Annotated in this window: 22 protein-coding genes and 1 pseudogene; all 23 read right to left on the bottom strand. The window is 68.8% G+C overall.

What is annotated here, in order from left to right:
* Positions 1-254: 254 nt before the first annotated feature.
* The 23 genes and pseudogenes from H7A85_RS09020 to H7A85_RS08910 all read right to left on the bottom strand — a co-directional run bounded on the left by H7A85_RS09020 (position 255) and on the right by H7A85_RS08910 (position 18,292).
* The gene (locus H7A85_RS09020; protein WP_182085612.1) at positions 255-653 is read right to left on the bottom strand and encodes a hypothetical protein; all 399 of its coding nucleotides are present in this window, start codon (positions 651-653) and stop codon (positions 255-257) included.
* A 50-nt stretch (positions 654-703) separates the two neighbouring features.
* A complete protein-coding gene (locus H7A85_RS09015) occupies positions 704-2,131 on the bottom strand; it encodes an ATP-binding protein (protein WP_182085611.1) in 1,428 nt (475 codons plus the stop codon).
* On the bottom strand, positions 2,131-2,793 hold the full coding sequence (locus H7A85_RS09010; RefSeq protein ID WP_182085610.1) for a response regulator transcription factor: 663 nt from the start codon (positions 2,791-2,793) through the stop codon (positions 2,131-2,133). The genes H7A85_RS09015 and H7A85_RS09010 overlap by 1 nt, the downstream gene beginning before the upstream one ends.
* Positions 2,794-2,829: 36 nt before the next feature.
* Positions 2,830-3,141, bottom strand: a complete 312-nt coding sequence (locus H7A85_RS09005) for a hypothetical protein (protein WP_182085609.1) — start codon at positions 3,139-3,141, stop codon at positions 2,830-2,832.
* A 100-nt stretch (positions 3,142-3,241) separates the two neighbouring features.
* Positions 3,242-3,436, bottom strand: a complete 195-nt coding sequence (locus H7A85_RS09000; RefSeq protein WP_182085608.1) for a hypothetical protein — start codon at positions 3,434-3,436, stop codon at positions 3,242-3,244.
* Positions 3,437-3,482: 46 nt separating this feature from the next.
* Positions 3,483-7,331, bottom strand: coding sequence for a glycoside hydrolase/phage tail family protein (locus H7A85_RS08995; RefSeq protein ID WP_182085607.1), 3,849 nt, complete (start codon positions 7,329-7,331; stop codon positions 3,483-3,485).
* A 3-nt stretch (positions 7,332-7,334) separates the two neighbouring features.
* Positions 7,335-7,772, bottom strand: coding sequence for an NlpC/P60 family protein (locus H7A85_RS08990; RefSeq protein ID WP_182085606.1), 438 nt, complete (start codon positions 7,770-7,772; stop codon positions 7,335-7,337).
* Positions 7,769-8,644 (bottom strand): DUF2163 domain-containing protein, encoded by an 876-nt coding sequence (locus H7A85_RS08985; protein WP_182085605.1) that lies wholly within the window; start codon positions 8,642-8,644, stop codon positions 7,769-7,771. The genes H7A85_RS08990 and H7A85_RS08985 overlap by 4 nt, the downstream gene beginning before the upstream one ends.
* The gene (locus tag H7A85_RS08980) at positions 8,641-9,273 is read right to left on the bottom strand and encodes a DUF2460 domain-containing protein (protein ID WP_182085604.1); all 633 of its coding nucleotides are present in this window, start codon (positions 9,271-9,273) and stop codon (positions 8,641-8,643) included. Before H7A85_RS08980 ends, H7A85_RS08985 begins: the two co-directional genes overlap by 4 nt.
* A 2-nt stretch (positions 9,274-9,275) precedes the next feature.
* Positions 9,276-9,857 (bottom strand): phage tail tape measure protein, encoded by a 582-nt coding sequence (locus H7A85_RS08975; RefSeq protein WP_182085603.1) that lies wholly within the window; start codon positions 9,855-9,857, stop codon positions 9,276-9,278.
* Positions 9,850-10,029 (bottom strand): annotated as a pseudogene (locus H7A85_RS08970) (phage tail assembly chaperone); the annotation flags it as partial. The pseudogene H7A85_RS08970 and the gene H7A85_RS08975, both read right to left, overlap by 8 nt.
* Before the next feature lie 47 nt (positions 10,030-10,076).
* Complete coding sequence (locus H7A85_RS08965; RefSeq protein WP_182085601.1) at positions 10,077-10,415, bottom strand: gene transfer agent family protein; 339 nt, start codon at positions 10,413-10,415, stop codon at positions 10,077-10,079.
* A gap of 1 nt (position 10,416) precedes the next feature.
* Positions 10,417-10,830 carry a phage major tail protein, TP901-1 family gene (locus H7A85_RS08960; protein ID WP_182085600.1) on the bottom strand — a complete coding sequence of 138 codons (414 nt, stop codon included), beginning with the start codon at positions 10,828-10,830 and terminating at the stop codon, positions 10,417-10,419.
* Between the two features lie 88 nt (positions 10,831-10,918).
* The gene (locus H7A85_RS08955; RefSeq protein WP_182085599.1) at positions 10,919-11,329 is read right to left on the bottom strand and encodes a DUF3168 domain-containing protein; all 411 of its coding nucleotides are present in this window, start codon (positions 11,327-11,329) and stop codon (positions 10,919-10,921) included.
* Positions 11,330-11,562: 233 nt separating this feature from the next.
* A complete protein-coding gene (locus H7A85_RS08950) occupies positions 11,563-11,895 on the bottom strand; it encodes a phage head closure protein (protein ID WP_182085598.1) in 333 nt (110 codons plus the stop codon).
* Entirely contained in the window at positions 11,896-12,444 is a 549-nt protein-coding gene (locus tag H7A85_RS08945) for a phage head-tail connector protein (RefSeq protein ID WP_182085597.1), read from the bottom strand. It abuts the gene before it with no gap.
* A gap of 70 nt (positions 12,445-12,514) precedes the next feature.
* Positions 12,515-13,765 (bottom strand): phage major capsid protein, encoded by a 1,251-nt coding sequence (locus H7A85_RS08940; RefSeq protein WP_182085596.1) that lies wholly within the window; start codon positions 13,763-13,765, stop codon positions 12,515-12,517.
* Positions 13,766-13,847: 82 nt separating this feature from the next.
* On the bottom strand, positions 13,848-14,393 hold the full coding sequence (locus H7A85_RS08935) for an HK97 family phage prohead protease (protein WP_182085595.1): 546 nt from the start codon (positions 14,391-14,393) through the stop codon (positions 13,848-13,850).
* Complete coding sequence (locus H7A85_RS08930; protein WP_348519697.1) at positions 14,390-14,731, bottom strand: DUF6107 family protein; 342 nt, start codon at positions 14,729-14,731, stop codon at positions 14,390-14,392. The genes H7A85_RS08935 and H7A85_RS08930 overlap by 4 nt, the downstream gene beginning before the upstream one ends.
* Positions 14,732-14,766: 35 nt before the next feature.
* The gene (locus tag H7A85_RS08925) at positions 14,767-15,984 is read right to left on the bottom strand and encodes a phage portal protein (protein WP_182085593.1); all 1,218 of its coding nucleotides are present in this window, start codon (positions 15,982-15,984) and stop codon (positions 14,767-14,769) included.
* A 40-nt stretch (positions 15,985-16,024) separates the two neighbouring features.
* Positions 16,025-17,272, bottom strand: coding sequence for a terminase family protein (locus H7A85_RS08920; RefSeq protein ID WP_244631091.1), 1,248 nt, complete (start codon positions 17,270-17,272; stop codon positions 16,025-16,027).
* Positions 17,273-17,313: 41 nt separating this feature from the next.
* Positions 17,314-17,688, bottom strand: a complete 375-nt coding sequence (locus H7A85_RS08915) for a hypothetical protein (protein WP_182085591.1) — start codon at positions 17,686-17,688, stop codon at positions 17,314-17,316.
* Positions 17,689-17,803: 115 nt separating this feature from the next.
* Positions 17,804-18,292 (bottom strand): YcgN family cysteine cluster protein, encoded by a 489-nt coding sequence (locus H7A85_RS08910; RefSeq protein ID WP_182085590.1) that lies wholly within the window; start codon positions 18,290-18,292, stop codon positions 17,804-17,806.
* Between the last annotated feature and the right edge of the window lie 42 nt (positions 18,293-18,334).

The raw sequence follows: 18,334 nt of genomic DNA, 5'->3' as shown, positions 1-18,334 counted from the left end.
CTTCTGGGAACCGCCATCGCCACGGGACGCCGCAAAAGCGGCAGAGCGGTGACCAGCGTCACCGTCGTGGCGATCAGAAAGGCGAGGAACCAGAACAACATGACGGCGTGAAAAGTCCTGCGTCGGTCCGCCGAACACTCGATCCGGAAGACCAGGCGGATTGGAACGGTCCTAAACCACCATCCGCCATAGCGCCACTACCAACCCCGGACGTCTTGTCCCAGCCGATGCAGAGCCGGCGCCAGTCCGGCGCGTCAGGCCACCGGCGTCCAAAGGTCCTGCCCGGTCCGGCAAGCCGTGCCGACCTGTCGCACTTTCGACGCTCCCCGGCTGATGAGATGCGTATACCCGCGACAGTCCTGAGACCCGACGCGGTAGAGCTGGGTCGGCGTGATCACCCCTTTGAAACCGTCGGCTTCCCAGTCGATCGGTTGTCCCACGGTCCCGAACTGCAGCGCCTGATATTGCGCGAGAAGAGCACGATCTTCCGCCGTCGGGGACAGCTTGACCGAGGCCGTCGGCGCGATGCTCCCGCGCAAGGCCGCAGCGCGCTCCGTCAACGGCTCAGGTCCAGGTGTCGCCGCCGTGGTGACGCACCCGCCGAGCACGGGCAGGAGAAGGGCGAGTGCGAAGAAAGGCGAGAATTTCTGCATGAACTCGTCCGCCGCGCGCGCGGCCAGTGCGATGTGAGCGAAACGTCACTTCACGAAATCGTCGTCTCCGGCACCCGAGGCAAGATCACCTCGGCCTCCAATCCCCCGATTTTCGAACGCGAAAGGCGAAAAGCCCCCCGGTATTGCAAAACGGTATCAGCAACGATCGACAAGCCCAGCCCGCTGCCGGCCTGCCGCTCGTCGAACCGGCGTCCGCGTTTCGTCGCCTCCGCCATCTCGACGTCGGACAGGCCCGGTCCATCGTCCTCGACCACGACGCGCAATCGATCCGTTCCGATCGCCTCCAGTCGCAGCATGATTCTGCCCTGCCCGTACTTCGTTGCGTTTTCCAAGAGATTTCCGACCATCTCTTCGAGGTCCTGCTGCTCGCCCGCAAACGTGATCTCGCCGGCATCGGTGGAAAAGGCGCGCTCGCACCGAAGCTGCGGGTTCAAGCGGATCATGACGCGCAGCAAGCGCTCAAGGACGGCGAGAACCGGCGTTCGCGCGATCGCGCCATCGGTCGCCGCGACCCGTGCCCGGTCGAGATAGTGCTGCACCTGTTGGCGCATCGTCTCCCCTTGATCCGCGATCACCCTGCCCTTCTCGCCGCCAACCGAATGCGCCTCGTTGAGAAGTACGGCGATCGGCGTCTTGAGCGAGTGCGCGAGATTGCCGACCTGCGTTCTCGCTCGCTCGACGATGCGACGGTTGCTGTCGATCAGGGCGTTCATCTCGGTCGCCAGCGGCTGGATCTCGGTCGGAAACGATCCCTTCAAGCCGTCCGCCTGCCCACTTCGAACCGCCCCCAACGCGCGACGGACCTTGGTCAGCGGATGCAACCCGTAGAGGATCGCCAAGGCGTTGATGACGATCGACCCGAGCCCGAACAGGCCAAGATAGAGCGCCATCTTGCGATCGAAGGCGGCCACATCGGATTCGACCACGCTGGCATTTCCCATCACGCGAAAGCGCGCCGTGTGGTTCTCCGCATCGAGGACCACCTCTGCCTCCTCGACGTAGAGCGTCTCGCCGTCGAGCCCCATCGTCCGGTAGTCGCGTCGATACTGGATGTCGAAGGGCGACAACTCCGTCGGCTGCGCATCGATCTTGCGCGGGCCGAGCGAGAAGGACGCCAGCCGCCCTTGCGTGTTCGCGCTCGCGGGGATCACCTCCCAGTACCAGCCCGAAAGCGGCTGCGAGTAGCGTAGGTCCCCAAGGTTCGGCACCCCTTCCAACCCGCCCGTTTCATCGACCGTCACGGAGTTGATGAGGTTGTAGAGCTGCGCCCGCACCACCCCCTCGAAGCCGGACTGCGCGGTCCGTTCGTAGAGATTGGAGATCAGCCCGCCGAAGACCACGAATGCAGCGACCACCCAGACGCTCGAAAGCGTGACGACACGCAGCGTCAGACTGCGGGCCCACCGCCCCCAACGGCTCGGCAAGGACGAAGCGGGTGCCGGTGTCTCGTCCGCCATCAGCCGGGATGCTGCATGCGGTAACCCAGGCCCCGCACGGTTTCGATCAGTTCGTTGCCGATCTTGCGCCGCAGCCGGCCGATGAACACCTCGATCGTGTTGGAGTCCCGGTCGAAGTCCTGGTCGTACATGTGCTCGATCAGCTCGGTCCGCGACACCAACTCGCCCTGATGGTGCATCAGATAGGACAAGAGGCGGTACTCGTGCGAGGTCAGCTTCAACGGCGCGCCGTCGAGGCTCGCCTTCGAAGCCTTGGTATCGAGGCGCAGCGGCCCGCAATGAATTTCGGACGACGAATGCCCCGCCGCCCGGCGGATCAGCGCGCGCACCCGCGCGAGCACCTCCTCCATGTGGAAGGGTTTGGCCACGTAGTCGTCCGCCCCCGCGTCGATCCCTGCCACCTTGTCGCTCCAGCGATCTCGCGCCGTCAGAAGAATAACTGGCATCGACCGCCCTTCCCGGCGCCAGCGCTCCAGAACGCTGATCCCGTCCATCTTGGGCAGCCCGACATCGAGGATCACCGCGTCGTAGCTTTCCGTATCGCCGAGGAAGTGCCCCTCCTCGCCGTCGGAAGCCTGATCCACAACGTAGCCGGCCGAGCCCATGGCCTCGTTCAACTGCCGACGCAGGTTGACGTCGTCTTCAACGATCAGAATGCGCATCGTGTCTCCGCAGCCGAATCCGGTCTTATTCTCCGACTACTGCTCGATTGTGATCGTCTGGCGTCGGGGACGATTGCCGTCGCTCGCCGGCACGAGAACCGTCACGACGCAAACCACCCGGTCGCCCTGTTGCACGCTTCGAACCGAGAGAACCCGCCCTCCGGTCCGATCCTCCGCCTGCGCGACGGCCGCCGCGCATCCGCCTTGCGCCATCAGCACCGGTTCGGGTCCGGGTCGCCGATCCGCGATATCATCCGGCGAGCCGATCGCAGCTGAAGCCGCTTCCAAACCCGTGAGGAACAGGAAGGCGGCAGACAGGAATCGGCGGCGGAACAGGTATCGGGTCATGGGTCATCCGTCGTCAGGCGATTCCCACTCTAGCTGCGGGTCGCTGAATGTCGAATGAATGCCCGGGGAGCGCGTTCCACGCAGCTCCCCGGGCTTCCCGCTACCCGGCCCGGGCCACCTTCCGCAGACTGCGAAGGACGATCACCGCCGCCCCCACGGCGCTTCCCGCCGCCGTGATCGCGAGAACCGTGTCCTCGCTTTCCAGCCCGACGAGATCGAAGCCGAGCAATCCCGACACCGCACCGGCAAGAGCGAGCGCGGCGGCCCATACGGCCTTGCTTTCATACCAACGCATCGTTTCCTCCATTCGAATGGCCTTTCGTTTCCGTGGATGATCCAGTTCAGGTCGAATGCAGAGCAAGTCGCGTCCGCGCACCCGCCCCGACCGACTGGCTGACCTGGGCGACCTCAACCGAGATCGAAGCCGACAGTTCGCCCATTTGTGCCGCCAGTTCGGCACTCGTCAGCCGCAGCTTCGGCTCGGACACGCGTTCGATCACGTGCCGTCCGTTCGGGAACGTGAGGTACACTTCATAAGCCTCGCGCTCCTCGTCCATGGGGACGTCGACCCCGTCCCAGGCGTCGTCGATCGATCGCGTCCGCCGTATCCAGGAAAGCTCCAGCCCGTCGGTGCCGTACCGGCCTCGTAGATGCACCGGCGACAGCGGCCGCTTCCATCGAAGTCCCGCCGCTCCTTCCCAGCGAACGGCAGCCGGATCGTCCAGGGTATGTCCTGCCGGAACCACCAGCCAATCCTCGTTCGATCCGGCCTCGACTCGCCCGACGCCCCGATCCAGAAGCACGAAGGCATTCCCTGCCGCCGAACCGGCCTGCGCCTCCTCGCCCGTTCCACCGATGCCCCGCGTCAGGTTCGAGAGGCGCCAACGCGACGGGGCGACCTCCTCCGCCACATCGAACGACAGAACCTCCCACCCTCCGCTTGCCGTATGCACCGCTGCCCGGTTCTCCCCGGCGCGAACCCGCGCTGGATCGAGCGACGACAGGCTTCCCGACGAAAGATCGACCACGATGACGTTGGTGCGATCGAGGATCGTCTCGCGCCCACTCTCCAGCGCCTCCACGAGCCGCCCCACCACCGCTCGCGAGCGCACCTCCAGAACCGGCGAATGGCCGCTACGGGATGTGGAACCCAAAACGGCGTAGGGCACCCAAGGCCGCGCGGATATCGCGATCCGTTCGCCCCCTCGCTCGTCGCCCGCTTCAAGCTTCGGCAGATCGAGGGTGTGCACCACCGGGCGTGAAGCAAACACCGGTCCCACAGGCTCGACGCCCGTCTTGCCCTCGTCCGTCCCTCCGGCACGTCCCCCTGGGGGCAACCGACGCGCCTCGATCCTTCGGGCGGCACCGTCTTCGATCCGTTCGATCTGCCAGGTCCCCGGCACCTCGTCGAGCCGGATCCGATCTCCCGGCACCAGCCAGATCTCGGTCGGCGAAACGGCAAACCGGGCGGTTTCTCGTTCCTCCCCCTCCCGCACCAGCAGCCCTCGGGCCAGCCGCCGAGCCTCTCCTTCCGTCATGACGACCGTCAGTTCGATGCTCGCCTGGTTCGGCCCTTCGCGCAGGCCGAAATCCGCCTCGGCAACTGCGGGGCGATACGTGCGGTCCGCGTCCGCAAACCCGACCACGATCTCGCCGGGCAACTCGTCGGCCTGCGAGCGGCGGATCTCGAACCGCGCCTCGTCGTCACCGTCCACCAGCGCAAGTGGCCGCTCTACCGGCGCGCCCCGCCTTGCCGAGCGAAAGCACAGCCGCCCCGCCTCCGCGCGCACCTCTATGCCGCACAGCCGAAGCAGGTCCTCGATCTCGCCCCTTGCGCTACCGGGTTCCGACACGACGAAACTGCCGATCAGTTCCTCCACCTCCGAAAGATCGAAGTCCTCGATCCCGTGGTCACGCAGCAGCGCCGCCAGCAGCCCGTCGAGCGGCCCGCGTCCGAGCCGGCCGGACAGCCAGTGTCCGCGCCGCCAGTTGTCGCCGTCCCGCCAAAGGCTCGCGCGTTCAGGAAAGGTCGGGAACGGGCGCGCATCCCAGGTCCAAAGATGGATCGCATCCGCCGGCACCATACGCCCGCCATAGATCGGTGAGACCGGATTGCGTCCCTCCTCGAACCCCGCAACGTCCGGGTCCCAATGCGCCTGATGCGCTTCCAGAAACCGCCGCTGCTGAAGGTCGTCCCGTCCACCGTCGGAAAAATGCGGAAACGCGCTCTCCGCCGATTTCGGATCGACGAACACGTTCGGCTGGTTCGCCCCCTTGTCGACCGCCGGACACCCGAGCTCGGTGAACCAGATCGGTTTTGACCGGGGCACCCAGTCCGTCGCCCCTTCCAGCTCGCGCCCGCCGCGCCGCTCGTGGTGCGCATTCTCCCACCAGGACCGCAGATCCTTCGCGCGAAACACCCACGGCTTGCCAAGCCCGTCCGTAATCGGCGACCGCTCGCCGCGCTCCCGCGCTCCGCCATCCGCATAGAACCATTCGGCATACTCGCCGCCCGTGATCCCCGCCGTCAGTTCGCCGACGTCGTACGGCGACCCCGCATCCCCGTCCCGGTGGTCGGTCAGCGGCAGATAGTTGTCGATCCCCACCGCCCCGATCGAGGGCTCCGCCCATAGCGGATCGAGGTTGAAGAACACGTCGCCCGACCCGTCCGCCGGCTGGTAGCCGAAATACTCGCTCCAATCCGCCGCATAGGTCACCGTCGCCGCCGGCAGAAGCGCCTTCACCTCCCGAGCCAGCGCGATCAGGGCCTCCACGAACGGAAAGCGCCCGTCGCCGTCCCGCAGCCGCGTCAGCCCGCGCATCTCCGAGCCGATCACGAAGGCGTCCACCCCGCCGGCCACCCGCGCCAGGTGAGCCTGATGCAGGATCATCCGGCGGTACGACCACTCCACCGGTCCCTCGTACCGAACTTCTCCGCCCGTGACCCGAAAGTGCTCTGCACGAGCCGATCCGACGAAGCGCTCGATGTCCTGCCGCGCCCGTTGCGTCCGGTCGGCCGTTCCCGTCTCGGTCTCCGCCCGGTCGAGCGTCATCCGCCCGCGCCAGGGAAACGCGGCTTGGAACCCGTCCCCATAGGGGTCTGGCAGCCGATTGTCCGGCGGAACGTCCATCAGCAGGAAGGGGTAGAAGGTCACCTTCAACCCCTTCGCTCGCAGCGCCGCGATCGCTCTGAGAACGCCTGCGTCCGACGGCGTACCCCCGTAGGCCGGCCCGCCGTCCACTTGGCTGACGAGTCTCGCCCCCTCGCGTCCGACGGAGCCCGACCGCCAGACCTCCGTTTCGTCGCGCACCCGCGTCTCGACGCCCGGCCGGCAGGTCGCGCGTCCCGCACGCAGATCGTCTGCGAACCATGCGCACACCAGCGCCGCCCGCTCCAACTTCGGACACAGCGCCGTCAGTTCGTCCAGCGAAGCGGACCAATCGCTCGCCCCGTGCAGCATGTTCCGGTTCAGAAATCGGTCCTCGCCTTCCCCGATCCGCTCGCGAACCACGATCGGGTCGAGCCCATGCTCCGTCGCGCCCGGAATAATGGTGATCGCGCGGATGTTTCCCTCGAGCGACCCCACCACCCGGACGACCTCGCAGGATATCTGCGGAATGCGGTTGCCCCAGCGCTCCAGCGGCAAGCGTTCGAACACGAGATAGGCCAGCCCGCGATAGGCCGGCGCGTTGCCGCGCCCCTGCTTCGCCTCGATCAGCGGATCGGGCGCCTGGGTCTCGTCGCCGCGATGCAGGCGCCATTGCGTCGCCGCCAGATCGAGTTCCTCCCCGTCCGCCCAGACCCGGCGAACGCAGGCGATCGGCCCCTCGCAGAGCCCGACCGCGACATTGCCGAAATAGCTGTAGGAGGTCGTCGCGGCTCCCGCCCCGCCGCCCTTGCCGCCCTGCCGCTCGGTGCTCTGCACCTCCTCGAACCGCGTCGTCCAGATGACTTGACCGGACACCCGCGCCGTGCCGTAGACGCGCGCGACCCCCGCTCCCTCGTCCGCCTCCATCACCCGGTTTGCCGTCAGCCGCGCGCCTTCGCGCTGCGTCCGACCGTTCAACAGTCGGCTGTCGACGGCATAGCCGCCGAGCGCTCCAAGCGCCCGCCCCGCCACCGCCCCGAACGGGCCGCCGATCATCCCGCCGAGCGCTCCGCCCGCCGCCTGCAGAAGTACCGTCGCCATGGCTCAAACCTTCTCGGGAAAACGAAACACCCCTGCGATCCGCCCGGCCCAGCCCGGCGTCAGCGGCGAGGACACGACAGCCGATCCCTCATAGGCATGGATCACCCGCTGCCCGGCAGCGTCCGCCACGTCCAGAATGCCGCAATGGCGGGCTGGCCCTCGCTCCCGCCAGCGAAACAGGACGAGGTCGCCGGTCTCGCCGTTCCCGATGGGAATGAAGTGCCTCAAAGCGGCAGCGAAGAGGGGGTCGCCGTCCCCGGTATCCGCCCAGTCCGGCGAATAGGGTCCGGGCCGTTCCGGCTCCGCCCCGTAAAGCTCGCGCCAGACGCCGCGAACCAACCCGAGGCAGTCGCACCCGACCCCTCGCCGGCTCCCTTGATGCCGGTACGGCGTCCCGAGAAACCCGCGTGTGGCCGCGAGCACGTCGCTCCGAGTGCTCATGGAACCACGGGTCCGCCGTCATGGAGAGCGCCCGACTTGGCAACACCCAGCGCCGCATCCGTCCCCGGCATATGCGGAAATCCGCGAAAGTTCAGACCGTTGCCGAACCGATCCCGGCAGGTCGCAAACGCCTTGTCACAGCCGATGACGAGCCGAACCGGATCGCCCACATCCCAAGCGGGAAGCAAAGGCTGCGGCAGCTCGATCCGCACCACATCCGCGCGTCCCGTTTCAGGACGCACCGAACCCACCGCGCGCCAACTCCCGTCGGCCACGGCCAGCCGCCCGAGCCCGAACGCCGCATCCAGTTCGCCCAGCCCTTCCACGAGGATGGCCCCGTCGAGAAGCGCCGCCAGCGTCCCCTGGCGCGTCCATTCCCCCGGATCGATCCCGCAGCGGCGGTCGCCGAACACCGCGTCGCACCGACGCCGATAGAAGCGCCCGGTCTGCCGCTCCAGCCTTGCGGCGATCCCCCGCAGTTCCGCCGTGAAGGCGTTGCGCGTCCGCGTCACCTCGCCAAGATCCGCAACGTCCATCAGAAGGTGATCGTCCGGCGCCTGCCAGTCCACCCGGAAGATTTCGACCACCGCCGCGTCATAGAGCCCCGCCGCAATATCTTCCTCCCGCAGCGCCTCGTCGCAGAGCGCCGCCTCGATCCCCTGGCTGCCAGCCGCGAGCCCCAGCGTCTGCTCCGCTTCGCCTGCCGTCCATCCCGTCGCCGCGCGAAACACCGTTCCCGCGAAGGCGAGATCTTCGTCATGATCGGTGAAGCCGAGCACGAAACCGTCGCTCCGCCTCAGCCGCCAGGCGTGCGCCAGCGTCGTTGCGGGCCGGCGCAGGCGTTCCGACCACGCCTCCGAGATCGCCCTCATGGCCGCACCTCCACGAGCGGGATCGTCGGAATGTCGCCGGCCTCGAAAGCCGCGACATTGATCGCCAGATGATCCATGTCGAAGCGCACCGGCACGTCGAACCCGAACCCGGCCGTCAGCCGCGCCCCCACCCCCGGCGGGGCCGCGAAGGACACCGTCCCGCGCACCGCGTCCAGCGCCCACCCCGCCGAAACCTCCGCCCCGTCGACGCCGATGCGCAGGCTTCCCGCCACCGGCTTCACGATCGGTCGGATGTAGGCATCCGCCTCCGTCCCGTAGCGCTTGGCGAGCGCGAACTCCGCCGTCTCGCCGTCTCCGCCCCCCAAGACCTGATCGAAGGGCGTCACCGCCGTTCCCATCCGCGCCGATGCATGGTCGAACGGGTCGCGAAAGCGAAACCCGACGAGCCGCCCGCGCCGTGCCTCGAAGAACTCCAGCACAGCCGCCAGATCGTCGAGGCTTCGCACGCCGGACCCGGCGTCGTAGCGCCGGAAGGAGTGGCGCGTTCGCTGGTTGCGGTTTTCGTATCCGGTGGAAAGCCGCACGATGTCGGTGCGCCGCTCCGGTCCGCCCGTGGTGCCGAAGGCGACGCGAAGCGGAAACCGCTCCTCGCTGAAGGATGCGATCATCGTCAAAGCCCTCGCTGCCCACGCAGCGCCGCGCGCGCGATCATCGCCTGGATCTGCCCCTCCGCCTTGCGGAAGCTCGCAGCGTCCGGCGTCGAGATGTTGAAGACGATCGACCCCGCCCCCTTCGCACCCCCGCCCTGCACCGCGACCCCGAGCGATCCGTCCGCCCCACGCTTCAGCGGCATGATCGCTTCCGCCCCCGCCTCGCCCATGAGCCCGATCTGCCCGCCGGTCGGAAAGAAGCTCGGCGCCCGAACGACGCCGCCCTTGGCGAACGGCACGATACTGCTGGTCGCAGCCGTCGCCGCGCCTCCCCCGACCCCCGACAAAACCTGACCAAGCATTCCGCCGGCCATCTGCGTCAGCGGCCTCAAGGCTGCATCGAGGGCGATCGTCGAAATCCGCCCCGCCAGTTGCTGCAACACGCCGTCGAGCGACTTGCCGCCACCGACAGCACCTCTGAAGGCGCTGTTCAGCGCCGTGCCGAAGGCGTTGGCGCGGGTCGAGAGATCGGCCAGCGCGCGCTCGAAACCGCGCGTGTCGGCCTCGACCGAGATGCGCATGGCGTCCACGGTGTCAGACATCGGGTCCCCTCCGATCGGGAAAGGGTTTCATCAGTTCGTCGAGCGCCCCGCGCGAGGGCGGCGTGCCGCGCGCCGCGAACGGCCGCAGCGCCAGCGCCAGTTCGCGCGGCGTCGCGCGCCAGACGTCGTGTGGCGTCAAGTGCAGGACGTTCACCGCCACGCCCACGAGTTCATCCCAGGGAAAAGCCGCCGCACCCTCGGGCCCATCCGGCGCGGCGGCTAGCGAGGGCGCCCGGCGTCCTCTCCGGCTTCGCCGAAGGCCGCCGTCAGCAGTTCGGCCGCGACCCGTGCGGCCCCAGCCGCACCGCCCTCGATCGTCATCGCGGCCACCTCGTCGTCCGACACGGCCTCGCCTCCGCCGCGAAGCCCCGCACCGATGATCCGCGTCAGATCACGCGCCGAAAGCCGACCGTTGCCGAAGCGCTGCGCCAGGCTCGCGATGTCCTCCAGCGCGAACGCATCCTCGAGTTCCGCCAGCGCCCCAAGCGTCAGGCAGAGCCTGCGCGCCCGCCCGTCCAGAACCGCCTCCACCTCGCCCCGCCGCCGGTTCACCGCCATCTCAAAGCGCCCCGAAAGCCAGCACGCCCGCGGACTCCAGCGAGATCTCGAACGAGACTTCGCCATTGTGCTCGCCGGAATATTCCAGCGCCGTCACTTGAAACGGCCCGCTGACCGTCCCGAAATCCGGGATCACCGCCTCGAACGCCGCGACGCGCCCCTCGAAGAACAGGCGCCGGATCACCGCGTCGGACGCGGCGTCCTTGAAGATGCCCGAACCGGAGAGCGAGGCCCGCTGTACCCCCGCCCCGCCGAGCAGCTCGAGCCAACGTCCCGCGCTCTGGCTGTCGGTCACGTCCACAGTCTCGGCATTGAACGAAAGCCGGCGCGAGCGAAGCCCCGCCACCGTCGCGAACTCGCCCGTGTTCTCCGCGTCGGCCCTTAGGAGAAAGTCCTTGCCCCGCTGCGCGCCCATTCCACTCTCCTTGCCCATGTCCTCGAAACGAAAAAGGGCGGCCCCTCCGGACCGCCCTTGCTTGCGATTGTCTCTGTATCGTCGTCGTTTAGGCCAGCGACTCCGTCACCGCGCGAAACCGCAGAATGCCGTGATAGGCATCCGTGTCTGGCTCGCGTCGCGCTTCCGCGAACTTGAGTTGCATGTTCACCAGCCGGTGGCTCGAAAGCGGCAGCGCCTGGTCGTGCAGTCGGTTGGAGACCTTGTCCATGATCTCGTAGGTTTCCTGCTTCGAGCCGCCCTTGGCCCAGACGTGCAGCGTCAGGATATGCTCCGCCCCGTCCTCGGTCCCGGTGGACCAGTCGATCACCGCCGTCCGGCCGAGCGTCAGATAGGGAAACGCCATGCGCTCCGGCGCGTGGTCGAACACCTTCGGCCCGCCCAGAAGGCCGAGTATCGCCTGGTCGCTCGTCAGTGTGGAAACGACGGTGGTCTGCAGTTCCGCGCTCGGATGCGCCATGTCACACGATCCTCTTTGCTCGGGGTTTCACGCGAAGATATCAAACTACACATCGCGTGATAAGCGCTCGGCGCGTTCGAACCCTGTTAACTTTTGGGCATCCGATCGGGGAAGCGTATCGCCGGCATCCTGGCCGAGCGCCGTCACCACACGCCGAACCGCCTCCTCACGAACTCGGCTGCCCAACGCCTTGCGCAAGCCGTCCGGCCGAAACCGGACGCTCCCGCGCCCGATCACGCCTCCTCCTCGCAGCGGCACACGAGATACCGCCCCGTCTCGTCCGGATCCTGCACCGTGCGGATCAGAAGCCGTCGCGCGCCGAAGCGAAACGCCATCCCGCGCTCCAAACCGGCTCGCGCCCGCAAGGTCACCCGGTGCGTCGCCACCCCCACACGCTGCTCGAGACGCTCCTCCACCTCCGCACGGATCGGCTCCAACCGAACCGACGTCTCGCCGACCTCCACCCAGTTGGCCCGCCCGCCGCCCATCGCGTCGGGCAGAACCTCGTTGCGCTCGATGGTGACGCGGTGGCGAAGGAGCCCCGCGTCCAGAAACAGCGGCACCATCTAAAGCCCGATCCGCCGAAACGGCGCGATCAACCCGCGAACCAGCGGCGGCATCACCGCCGGCTGCATCGAACCCTGGCCGACCCCACGCATCTCGTAGGACGCCGCCACGAGCTGCAGCATCGCGACCCGCAGCATCTCCGGCACCTCCTCCGCCGCCAGCCCCATGTCGAGATCGATCTCGACCCCGTTCCGCCCCGCCCGCACCGCGCGCGGCAGGATTAGAGCCTCGCCGTTTGCCGCGATGCGCACGGCCGTCGCTTCGATCTCCGCCGCATCGCCGTCCGCGTCGAAGACCTGCGCCATGACGACGCCGCGCACCGGTCGCCGCGTCAGCCACAGCGTCCCCTCGCGGGCGTCCTCAAGACACAGCCGAAACCCGCGACGTCCGAGCACCATCCCCGTGCGCGCCTCCAGCGCCTCGCGCGCCGAGCGGATCAACCCGAGGACCAGTTCGTCCTCGTCGTCCCGCTCGATCCGCAAATGCGCCTTCGCAGCCGCAAGGCTCACCGGCTCCGTCGCCGGCGCTCCACTGTCGATCCAGATCATCCCGCCCCCTTTGTTTCCGTTTGCAGGCTGGAAAGACGGGGCCGCCGCCATCGCGGCTCCGCCCGCCCCGTCAGGCCGAGAAGCTCAGGAGCTTGGCCGCGTCGAAGTCCTGGATCCCGCCGCCGACGCGCTTCGTGGTGTAGAAGAGGACGTAGGGCTTGGCGGAATACGGGTCGCGCAGAACGCGCACCCCCTGCCGATCGACCACGAGGTAGAACCGCCCGAAGTCGCCGAAGGCGATCGCCCGCGCCCCGGCCGCGATGTCCGGCATCGCTTCGGCTTCCACCACCGGAAAGCCCATCAGGGTCGCGCGTCCGCCGGCCGCCGTCGGCGGCTGCCAGAGGTAGTTGCCTTCCGCGTCCTTCAGCTTGCGGATCGTGCTCTGCGTTCGCCGGTTCATCACGAAGCTGGCGTTCTGCCGGTATCCCGCCTTCAGCGCGTAGATCAGGTCGATCAGCGCATCCGCCGCCGTGCCGGCCAGGAACGCGCCGTTCGAGCCGGTCGCCACCGTGCCGACGCTGCCCCAGGCCCAGTTGCTTTCGGAGACCGTCGGATAGGCCATGAAGCCCCTGGGCCGTGAAACGCCGTCGCCGCTGACGAAGGCCGCTCCTTCCTGCGCGGCGAAGGCCTGCTCGACCTCCTCGCCGACCCAGGCGTCGATATCCACCGCCGCATCGTCGAGCAGCGCGTTGGTCGCCGCCGGCATGGCGTAGAGTTCCATGGTCGGGAAGGCCAGCTCGGCAAGCTGCGGCGCTGCCGTCTGCGGCCGCGCGTCCGCCTGCCCCACCCAGCCCGTCTGCGCCCCGGTGATCGCAAAGGGCTTCTTCAGGACAGCCGACGAAACCGTGCGAACGCCCGCGATGCCGCGAATGGGTGAAACCGCCGCCAACCGGCGCCCGATCTCCACCTCCGTTTCGCTCGGCACAAGGAAGCCGCCGTCCGCCCCGACGAGGCCGGACATCGCTTTCTCCTCCAGCCGCCGCAGCCGGCTTTCGTCGCCGCCGCGCACGTAGGCCTCGAAGGCGGAGCGATGCTCGCTCGGCTGGCCGCTCGCCGTCTCCGCCCCGCCCGCCGGCGGGCGCAGGCCTTTGAGGACGAGGCGCTCCATGCGCTTCTCGTGCTCGTCCATCGCCTTCGAGATGCGCTCGGCCTTCTCGTCGGTCAGAACGTCCGCGCTCATCCGCTTCTCGATCTGGTCGAGACGGTCGTCGTTCGCCTCGCGAAACGCGTCGAACGCCTCCATGAAGTCGTCGAACGCCTGCGCGCCCTCGCGCCCGCCGCCCGCCTTGGTTTCCAGCGACGTCTGGTTGTGGTTCTGCATGTCGTCTCCTCGGCTGAAACGAAGACGTCCCGCCACCGGTGCTCGGCGCGGGACGTTTCGGGGGAAATGAAAGAAGCCGCGATCAGGCCGGCGCGGCCAAACCCGGCGGCGCGATGCGCCGGGCCGCCGCCCGGAGGCGCCCCGCCCAATCGCCCGCGAACGAGCGCGCTTCCGTGACGCGCGCCGCTTCCTGCATGGGAAAGGTCACGACCGAAATCTCCCAAAGGTCGATATCGGTCAGAAGCCGGCGCGCCACCCCGCGCAGCGGCTCGGCGCGCCGGGCGCGAAAGCCGATCGACAATCCGTCGATTGCGCCGCTGCGCAGAAGCGCCATCGCCTCGCGCCCGCGCCGGCTGCCGAGCTCCAGCCGCCCTTCGGCATAGAGCCCGCGCTCGTCCTCGCGCAGCATGGTCCAAAGGCCGATCGGCTCGCCCGGATCGTGCTGCCACAGCATGCGGATACCCGCCGCCGTCCGTTCCGCCAGCGAGCGCGCGAAGGCTCCGCGCTGGATCCGGTCGCCGGACTTGTCCACCCTGTCGAACAGGCTGGCATAGCCGCGAATGACGCCGGCGTCCGCTTCCTGTGCGGCCAGCGATCGCGTCCGCTTCACGTTCGGCACCCGCGTCATCGCCCGACGCTCCGCTTCAGCGCGGCGACCGAGAACAGTCCGTCCGTGAAGCGCTGGCCCGCACCCAGCGCCCACCAGGCGCAAAGGCTCACCGCCGCCGATCCCATCAGCGCCAGTTCCGCCGCCCCGATCCGGCCCGCCAGGTCGAGGTGCTCGGCCAGCGCCAGCCCCGCCGGCCCGCCGAACACCAGCCCCGTCACCGCGCCGGTCAGGAACCGCGCCGCCGCTTCCCGCCGACCGGACGGCAGGAGGTAGGCGATCGACACCACCGATCCGCCGATCGCCCCCGCCAGCTTGGCGCCGAACAGCGCCAAGGGGGACGCGACGTCCCCCGCCATCGTATCCATGTCTCGATCCCCCTTGTGTGATGAGCCTATCGATCCCGCCGAGGTTCGCGCGGGCCGTAGCCCACCGCCTCGCGCTTCTCGTCGTCGTCGAGAAAGCCGGCCGATCCCAGCCGTGACCAGAGCGCCTCGCGCTCCACCGAAAGCCCCTCGATCCGGTCCGCGTCGTAGCCGAGCCGCAGCCGCTCGCCGCCCTCGAAATAAGCGCCGAGCCAGTTCCCCAACGCGCCGCACAGCCTTGACAGCAGCGGCAGCACCGTCAGCCGGATCAGTGCCCGGTTGGCCTCGGCATAGTTGGCATAGGTCGCGTCGCCCGGAATGCCGAGCAGCATCGGCGGCACGCCGAAGGCGATCGCGATGTCGCGCGCGGCCCCATTGCGTGCCTCCATGAAATCCATGTCGCGCGGGGAAAGCGCCATCGCCTTCCAGTCCAGCCCACCCTCCAGCAGCATCGGCCGCCCGGCGCGCGCCGCGCCGGCATAGCCGCTTTCCAGCTCCGTCTTCAGTCGCTCGAACTGGTCCGGCGAAAGATTGCTCCCATCCCCGGCCTGATACACCAGCGCCCCCGAAGGCCGCGCCGAGTTATCCAGAAGCGCCTTATTCCAGCGGGTCGCCGCGTTGTGGAGGTCCAGAGCCGTCTGCGCCGCCGCGATCGGCGCGAACCCGTCCGCCTCGCTCAACGGATGGAACAGCCGGATCGCCAGCACGCTCGCCGGCCGATCCCCGTCCCCGTCGAGGCCGAGGCGCCGCACCCGCCCGCCGGTGCGGTGCTCCACCACCTCCGGCCATCCGTCCGCCGAGCAAACGACGCGCGTCTGGTCCGGCCGCAGCGCATGAAGAAGCCTCGGCCGGCCGTCCAGAACGCTCGCCTCCACATGCGCGGCGCCCGACAGGAGGAGGTGTCCCACCAGCGCTTCCACCAGTGCCGCCCCGTCCCCCATTCCGTTCGGCCGGCGCAGGAGGTCGAGCAGCGGATGCGCCTCCACCTCCCGCGTGCCGTCGTAGAGAAGAAGCGGCACCGCCGCCGCGTTCTCCGCCACCAGCCGGACGCAGCGGTACACCAGCGGATTGCGCATGAACCCGGCGCGCGAAAGCCCGGCATAGGAGCGCTCGCTCCAATCCGCCTCGTCGCCGGCGCCCGAAAACACCAGCGTTCCCCCGCCATAGCCGCCCGACCGGCGTTCCGGCGCGCGCGCGTCCGCGCCGCCAAGGCCCGCGAAGGCCTTCAGCTTCGTCCCCAAACCCATCTCATGTCTCCGTTGAAGCGGAAGCGCCAAGTCGTTGGCGTCAAAGACGTCGTACGCGCGGCTCCGCGCGCGGCTGCATCAGGGCCGTGATCGCCCAGACCAGGGCGTCCAGCCGGTCCGGCGAGCGCCCGTTCGACAATCCGTCCGGCCCGAAATCGCACATCTCGTCTTCGAGATCGGCGAAGTTCCCGGCATGGCGCACCCGCCCCTGCTCGTAGAACGCCGCCACAGGCTCGGCCCGCAGCCACTTGCCGCGCGAGGCGCGAACGCTCGAAACCGGCACGTCGGGCGCCACCGCCCGGAGCACAGCCTCCACCATCTCGCCGCCCTGGTTCACCTCGGCGACGATCCGGTCCGCCTCCCATTCGCGAAAGAGTGCGATCGCCGCCGCCGCCCATTCCGGCGGCTTCATCCCGCGCCGGCTGCGGTCCGCCAGGACATAGGCCGTCCCGTCCGCGCCCAGCCCTGCCGCCACGATCCCGCAGGCGTCCGAGCGCTGCCCGGACGACGCCGGCGGATCCACCGCCACGACGATGCGTCGAAGATCCGGCACCGCGCGAACGCGCGAGGCGTCGATCGCCGCCCGGTCGAACAGCGCATCGTCGCGCGCCTCGATCATCTCGCCGTCGAGTTCCTGGCGCGCCAGCCGCGACCCGCCGTAGCGCGCGTCCATCGCCTCAACGAAACCATCCGACAGATTGCCGGCGTTCTCGGCCGTTCGCATCCGCGTCACCGCCGTTCCATCCTCGGCCAACAGCCGCTTCAGGATCGGAACGCCGCGCGGCGTCGTCGTCAGCACCATGCGGGGATGCCGCCCCAGCCGCAGCGCCAGCTGCAGGTTGTCGAAGCAGGCGTCGGCATAGGTCCATTTCGCCAGCTCGTCGCCCCAGGCCGCGTCGAACTGGTAGCCACGAAGCGCGTCCGGGTCCTCGGAGGAAAAGATTTGCGCCACGGCCCCGTTCGGGAACACCAGCCGCCGGCGCGTCGCCTCGAAAACGGGGCGCGTCTCGTAGTCCAGCGACCGCAGCCCGCTCTCCCCCTCCACCATGACTTCCCGCGCGTCGCCGAGCGTTTCCGCCACCAGCGCGATCCGCCCGTGGACGCATGGCCCGAGCGGCGCCTCGCCTAGAGCCAACGCCCGGATCCACTCCGCGCCCGCCCGCGTCTTGCCGCTCCCGCGCCCGCCGATCAGCAGCCACTGCCGCCAGTCGCTCGGCGGCGGCAACTGCGCCGGCCTCGCGCAGGCCGCCCAGCCCGGCATCGCGCCCCGCAGGACATGCGCCGGCATGGCAGCCAGTTCCTCCTCGACCTCCGCCCAGAAGCCGTCCATCAGACGGCCGCCTCGAACAGCCCGGCGCGCCCTTCGCGGCGCGCGTCGATCGCGCGCAGCCGCTTCAGCATCTCCGCCCGCAGGCGCGCCGCCTCCGCCTCGTCCTCCGCCCGCCCCGTCTCGCGCGACATCGCCTCCAGCCGCTTCAGCTCCAGGAGCTTCTCCAGCGTGCGCGTCAGCTGCGAGATCGCGTCCACCCGCGCCTTCGCGTCCGCGCTGCGCTCGGCCGCCGTCTTCTTCGGCAGCACCTCGCCCGGCGGCGCCGTCCGGCGCGGTCGCTTCTCGAAGGCGGCGATCTCGGCTGTCAGCGCGGCGAACAGCCGCTCCGAAAGAAGTGCCTCGTCCGCCATCCCGATCCCCGCTTGCAGGGGCACGCCAAAAAGGCGGCCGTCCCTTCCGGGAACCGACCGCCTCCGTGAAGCGCACCAATCCGACTGTGCCTGAACCCTATATCCGGACCGTCACGCTGTCAATGACTATTTTCCTAAATCAGATTATTTTCCTGTCGACCGGACGTTGGCCCTCGCCGGGGTCCTCGCCCGGCCAGTCCGCCAGATGCTCCTCGTAGTCCTCCGGCTCCATGCCCTCTTCGCTGATCGTCTGCCCGTGCACCGAAACTCCGGCCGCATGTACCGTGTCCGGATCGCCCGAAACGAGCGGATGCCACCAGTAGAGGTCGCGCCCTTCCGCCACGAGCCGGTAGCCGCAGCTCGGCGGCAGCCAGGGGATCGAGCGCACGAGGCCGGGATCGAGCGTCACGCAGTCCGGCACGCTCGCATGCCGGTTCGGATAGTCCGAGCATCGGCAACTGTCCCCGTCCAGCATATGGCAGGCGACACGCGTCCAGATGATCTCGCCCGTATCCCAGTCCTCCAGCTTGTTCAGGCAGCAGCGCCCGCAGCCGTCGCAAAGGGATTCCCACTCCGAGGGCGTCATCTCCTCCAGCGTCTTACGTTGCCAGAAAGGCTGATCGTTCATCACGTTTCGTCAGGTCCGTTCCATGCCGGTCTCGCCTCGGAT

Source organism: Aureimonas sp. ME7 (assembly GCF_903970965.1).
GTDB lineage: Bacteria > Pseudomonadota > Alphaproteobacteria > Rhizobiales > Rhizobiaceae > Aureimonas.
Note: the sequence above shows the minus strand (reverse complement) of the source record. Positions and strands in the feature narration are given on the sequence as shown.

Coding starts and splice junctions, on each gene's coding strand:
- H7A85_RS08950 (WP_182085598.1), bottom strand. CDS start 11,895: ATGGTGCCGCTGTTTCTGGACGCGGGGCTCCTTCGCCACCGCGTCACC.
- H7A85_RS08980 (WP_182085604.1), bottom strand. CDS start 9,273: ATGATCGCATCCTTCAGCGAGGAGCGGTTTCCGCTTCGCGTCGCCTTC.
- H7A85_RS09015 (WP_182085611.1), bottom strand. CDS start 2,131: ATGGCGGACGAGACACCGGCACCCGCTTCGTCCTTGCCGAGCCGTTGG.
- H7A85_RS08910 (WP_182085590.1), bottom strand. CDS start 18,292: ATGAACGATCAGCCTTTCTGGCAACGTAAGACGCTGGAGGAGATGACG.
- H7A85_RS09000 (WP_182085608.1), bottom strand. CDS start 3,436: ATGCGTTGGTATGAAAGCAAGGCCGTATGGGCCGCCGCGCTCGCTCTT.
- H7A85_RS08940 (WP_182085596.1), bottom strand. CDS start 13,765: ATGCAGAACCACAACCAGACGTCGCTGGAAACCAAGGCGGGCGGCGGG.
- H7A85_RS08995 (WP_182085607.1), bottom strand. CDS start 7,331: ATGGCGACGGTACTTCTGCAGGCGGCGGGCGGAGCGCTCGGCGGGATG.
- H7A85_RS08945 (WP_182085597.1), bottom strand. CDS start 12,444: ATGATCTGGATCGACAGTGGAGCGCCGGCGACGGAGCCGGTGAGCCTT.
- H7A85_RS09005 (WP_182085609.1), bottom strand. CDS start 3,141: ATGACCCGATACCTGTTCCGCCGCCGATTCCTGTCTGCCGCCTTCCTG.
- H7A85_RS09010 (WP_182085610.1), bottom strand. CDS start 2,793: ATGCGCATTCTGATCGTTGAAGACGACGTCAACCTGCGTCGGCAGTTG.
- H7A85_RS08920 (WP_244631091.1), bottom strand. CDS start 17,272: ATGCCGGCGCATGTCCTGCGGGGCGCGATGCCGGGCTGGGCGGCCTGC.
- H7A85_RS08955 (WP_182085599.1), bottom strand. CDS start 11,329: ATGGCGCATCCGAGCGCGGAACTGCAGACCACCGTCGTTTCCACACTG.
- H7A85_RS08990 (WP_182085606.1), bottom strand. CDS start 7,772: ATGAGCACTCGGAGCGACGTGCTCGCGGCCACACGCGGGTTTCTCGGG.
- H7A85_RS08965 (WP_182085601.1), bottom strand. CDS start 10,415: ATGGCGGTGAACCGGCGGCGGGGCGAGGTGGAGGCGGTTCTGGACGGG.
- H7A85_RS08930 (WP_348519697.1), bottom strand. CDS start 14,731: ATGGCGGGGGACGTCGCGTCCCCCTTGGCGCTGTTCGGCGCCAAGCTG.
- H7A85_RS08985 (WP_182085605.1), bottom strand. CDS start 8,644: ATGAGGGCGATCTCGGAGGCGTGGTCGGAACGCCTGCGCCGGCCCGCA.
- H7A85_RS08975 (WP_182085603.1), bottom strand. CDS start 9,857: ATGTCTGACACCGTGGACGCCATGCGCATCTCGGTCGAGGCCGACACG.
- H7A85_RS08925 (WP_182085593.1), bottom strand. CDS start 15,984: ATGGGTTTGGGGACGAAGCTGAAGGCCTTCGCGGGCCTTGGCGGCGCG.
- H7A85_RS09020 (WP_182085612.1), bottom strand. CDS start 653: ATGCAGAAATTCTCGCCTTTCTTCGCACTCGCCCTTCTCCTGCCCGTG.
- H7A85_RS08960 (WP_182085600.1), bottom strand. CDS start 10,830: ATGGGCGCGCAGCGGGGCAAGGACTTTCTCCTAAGGGCCGACGCGGAG.
- H7A85_RS08935 (WP_182085595.1), bottom strand. CDS start 14,393: ATGACGCGGGTGCCGAACGTGAAGCGGACGCGATCGCTGGCCGCACAG.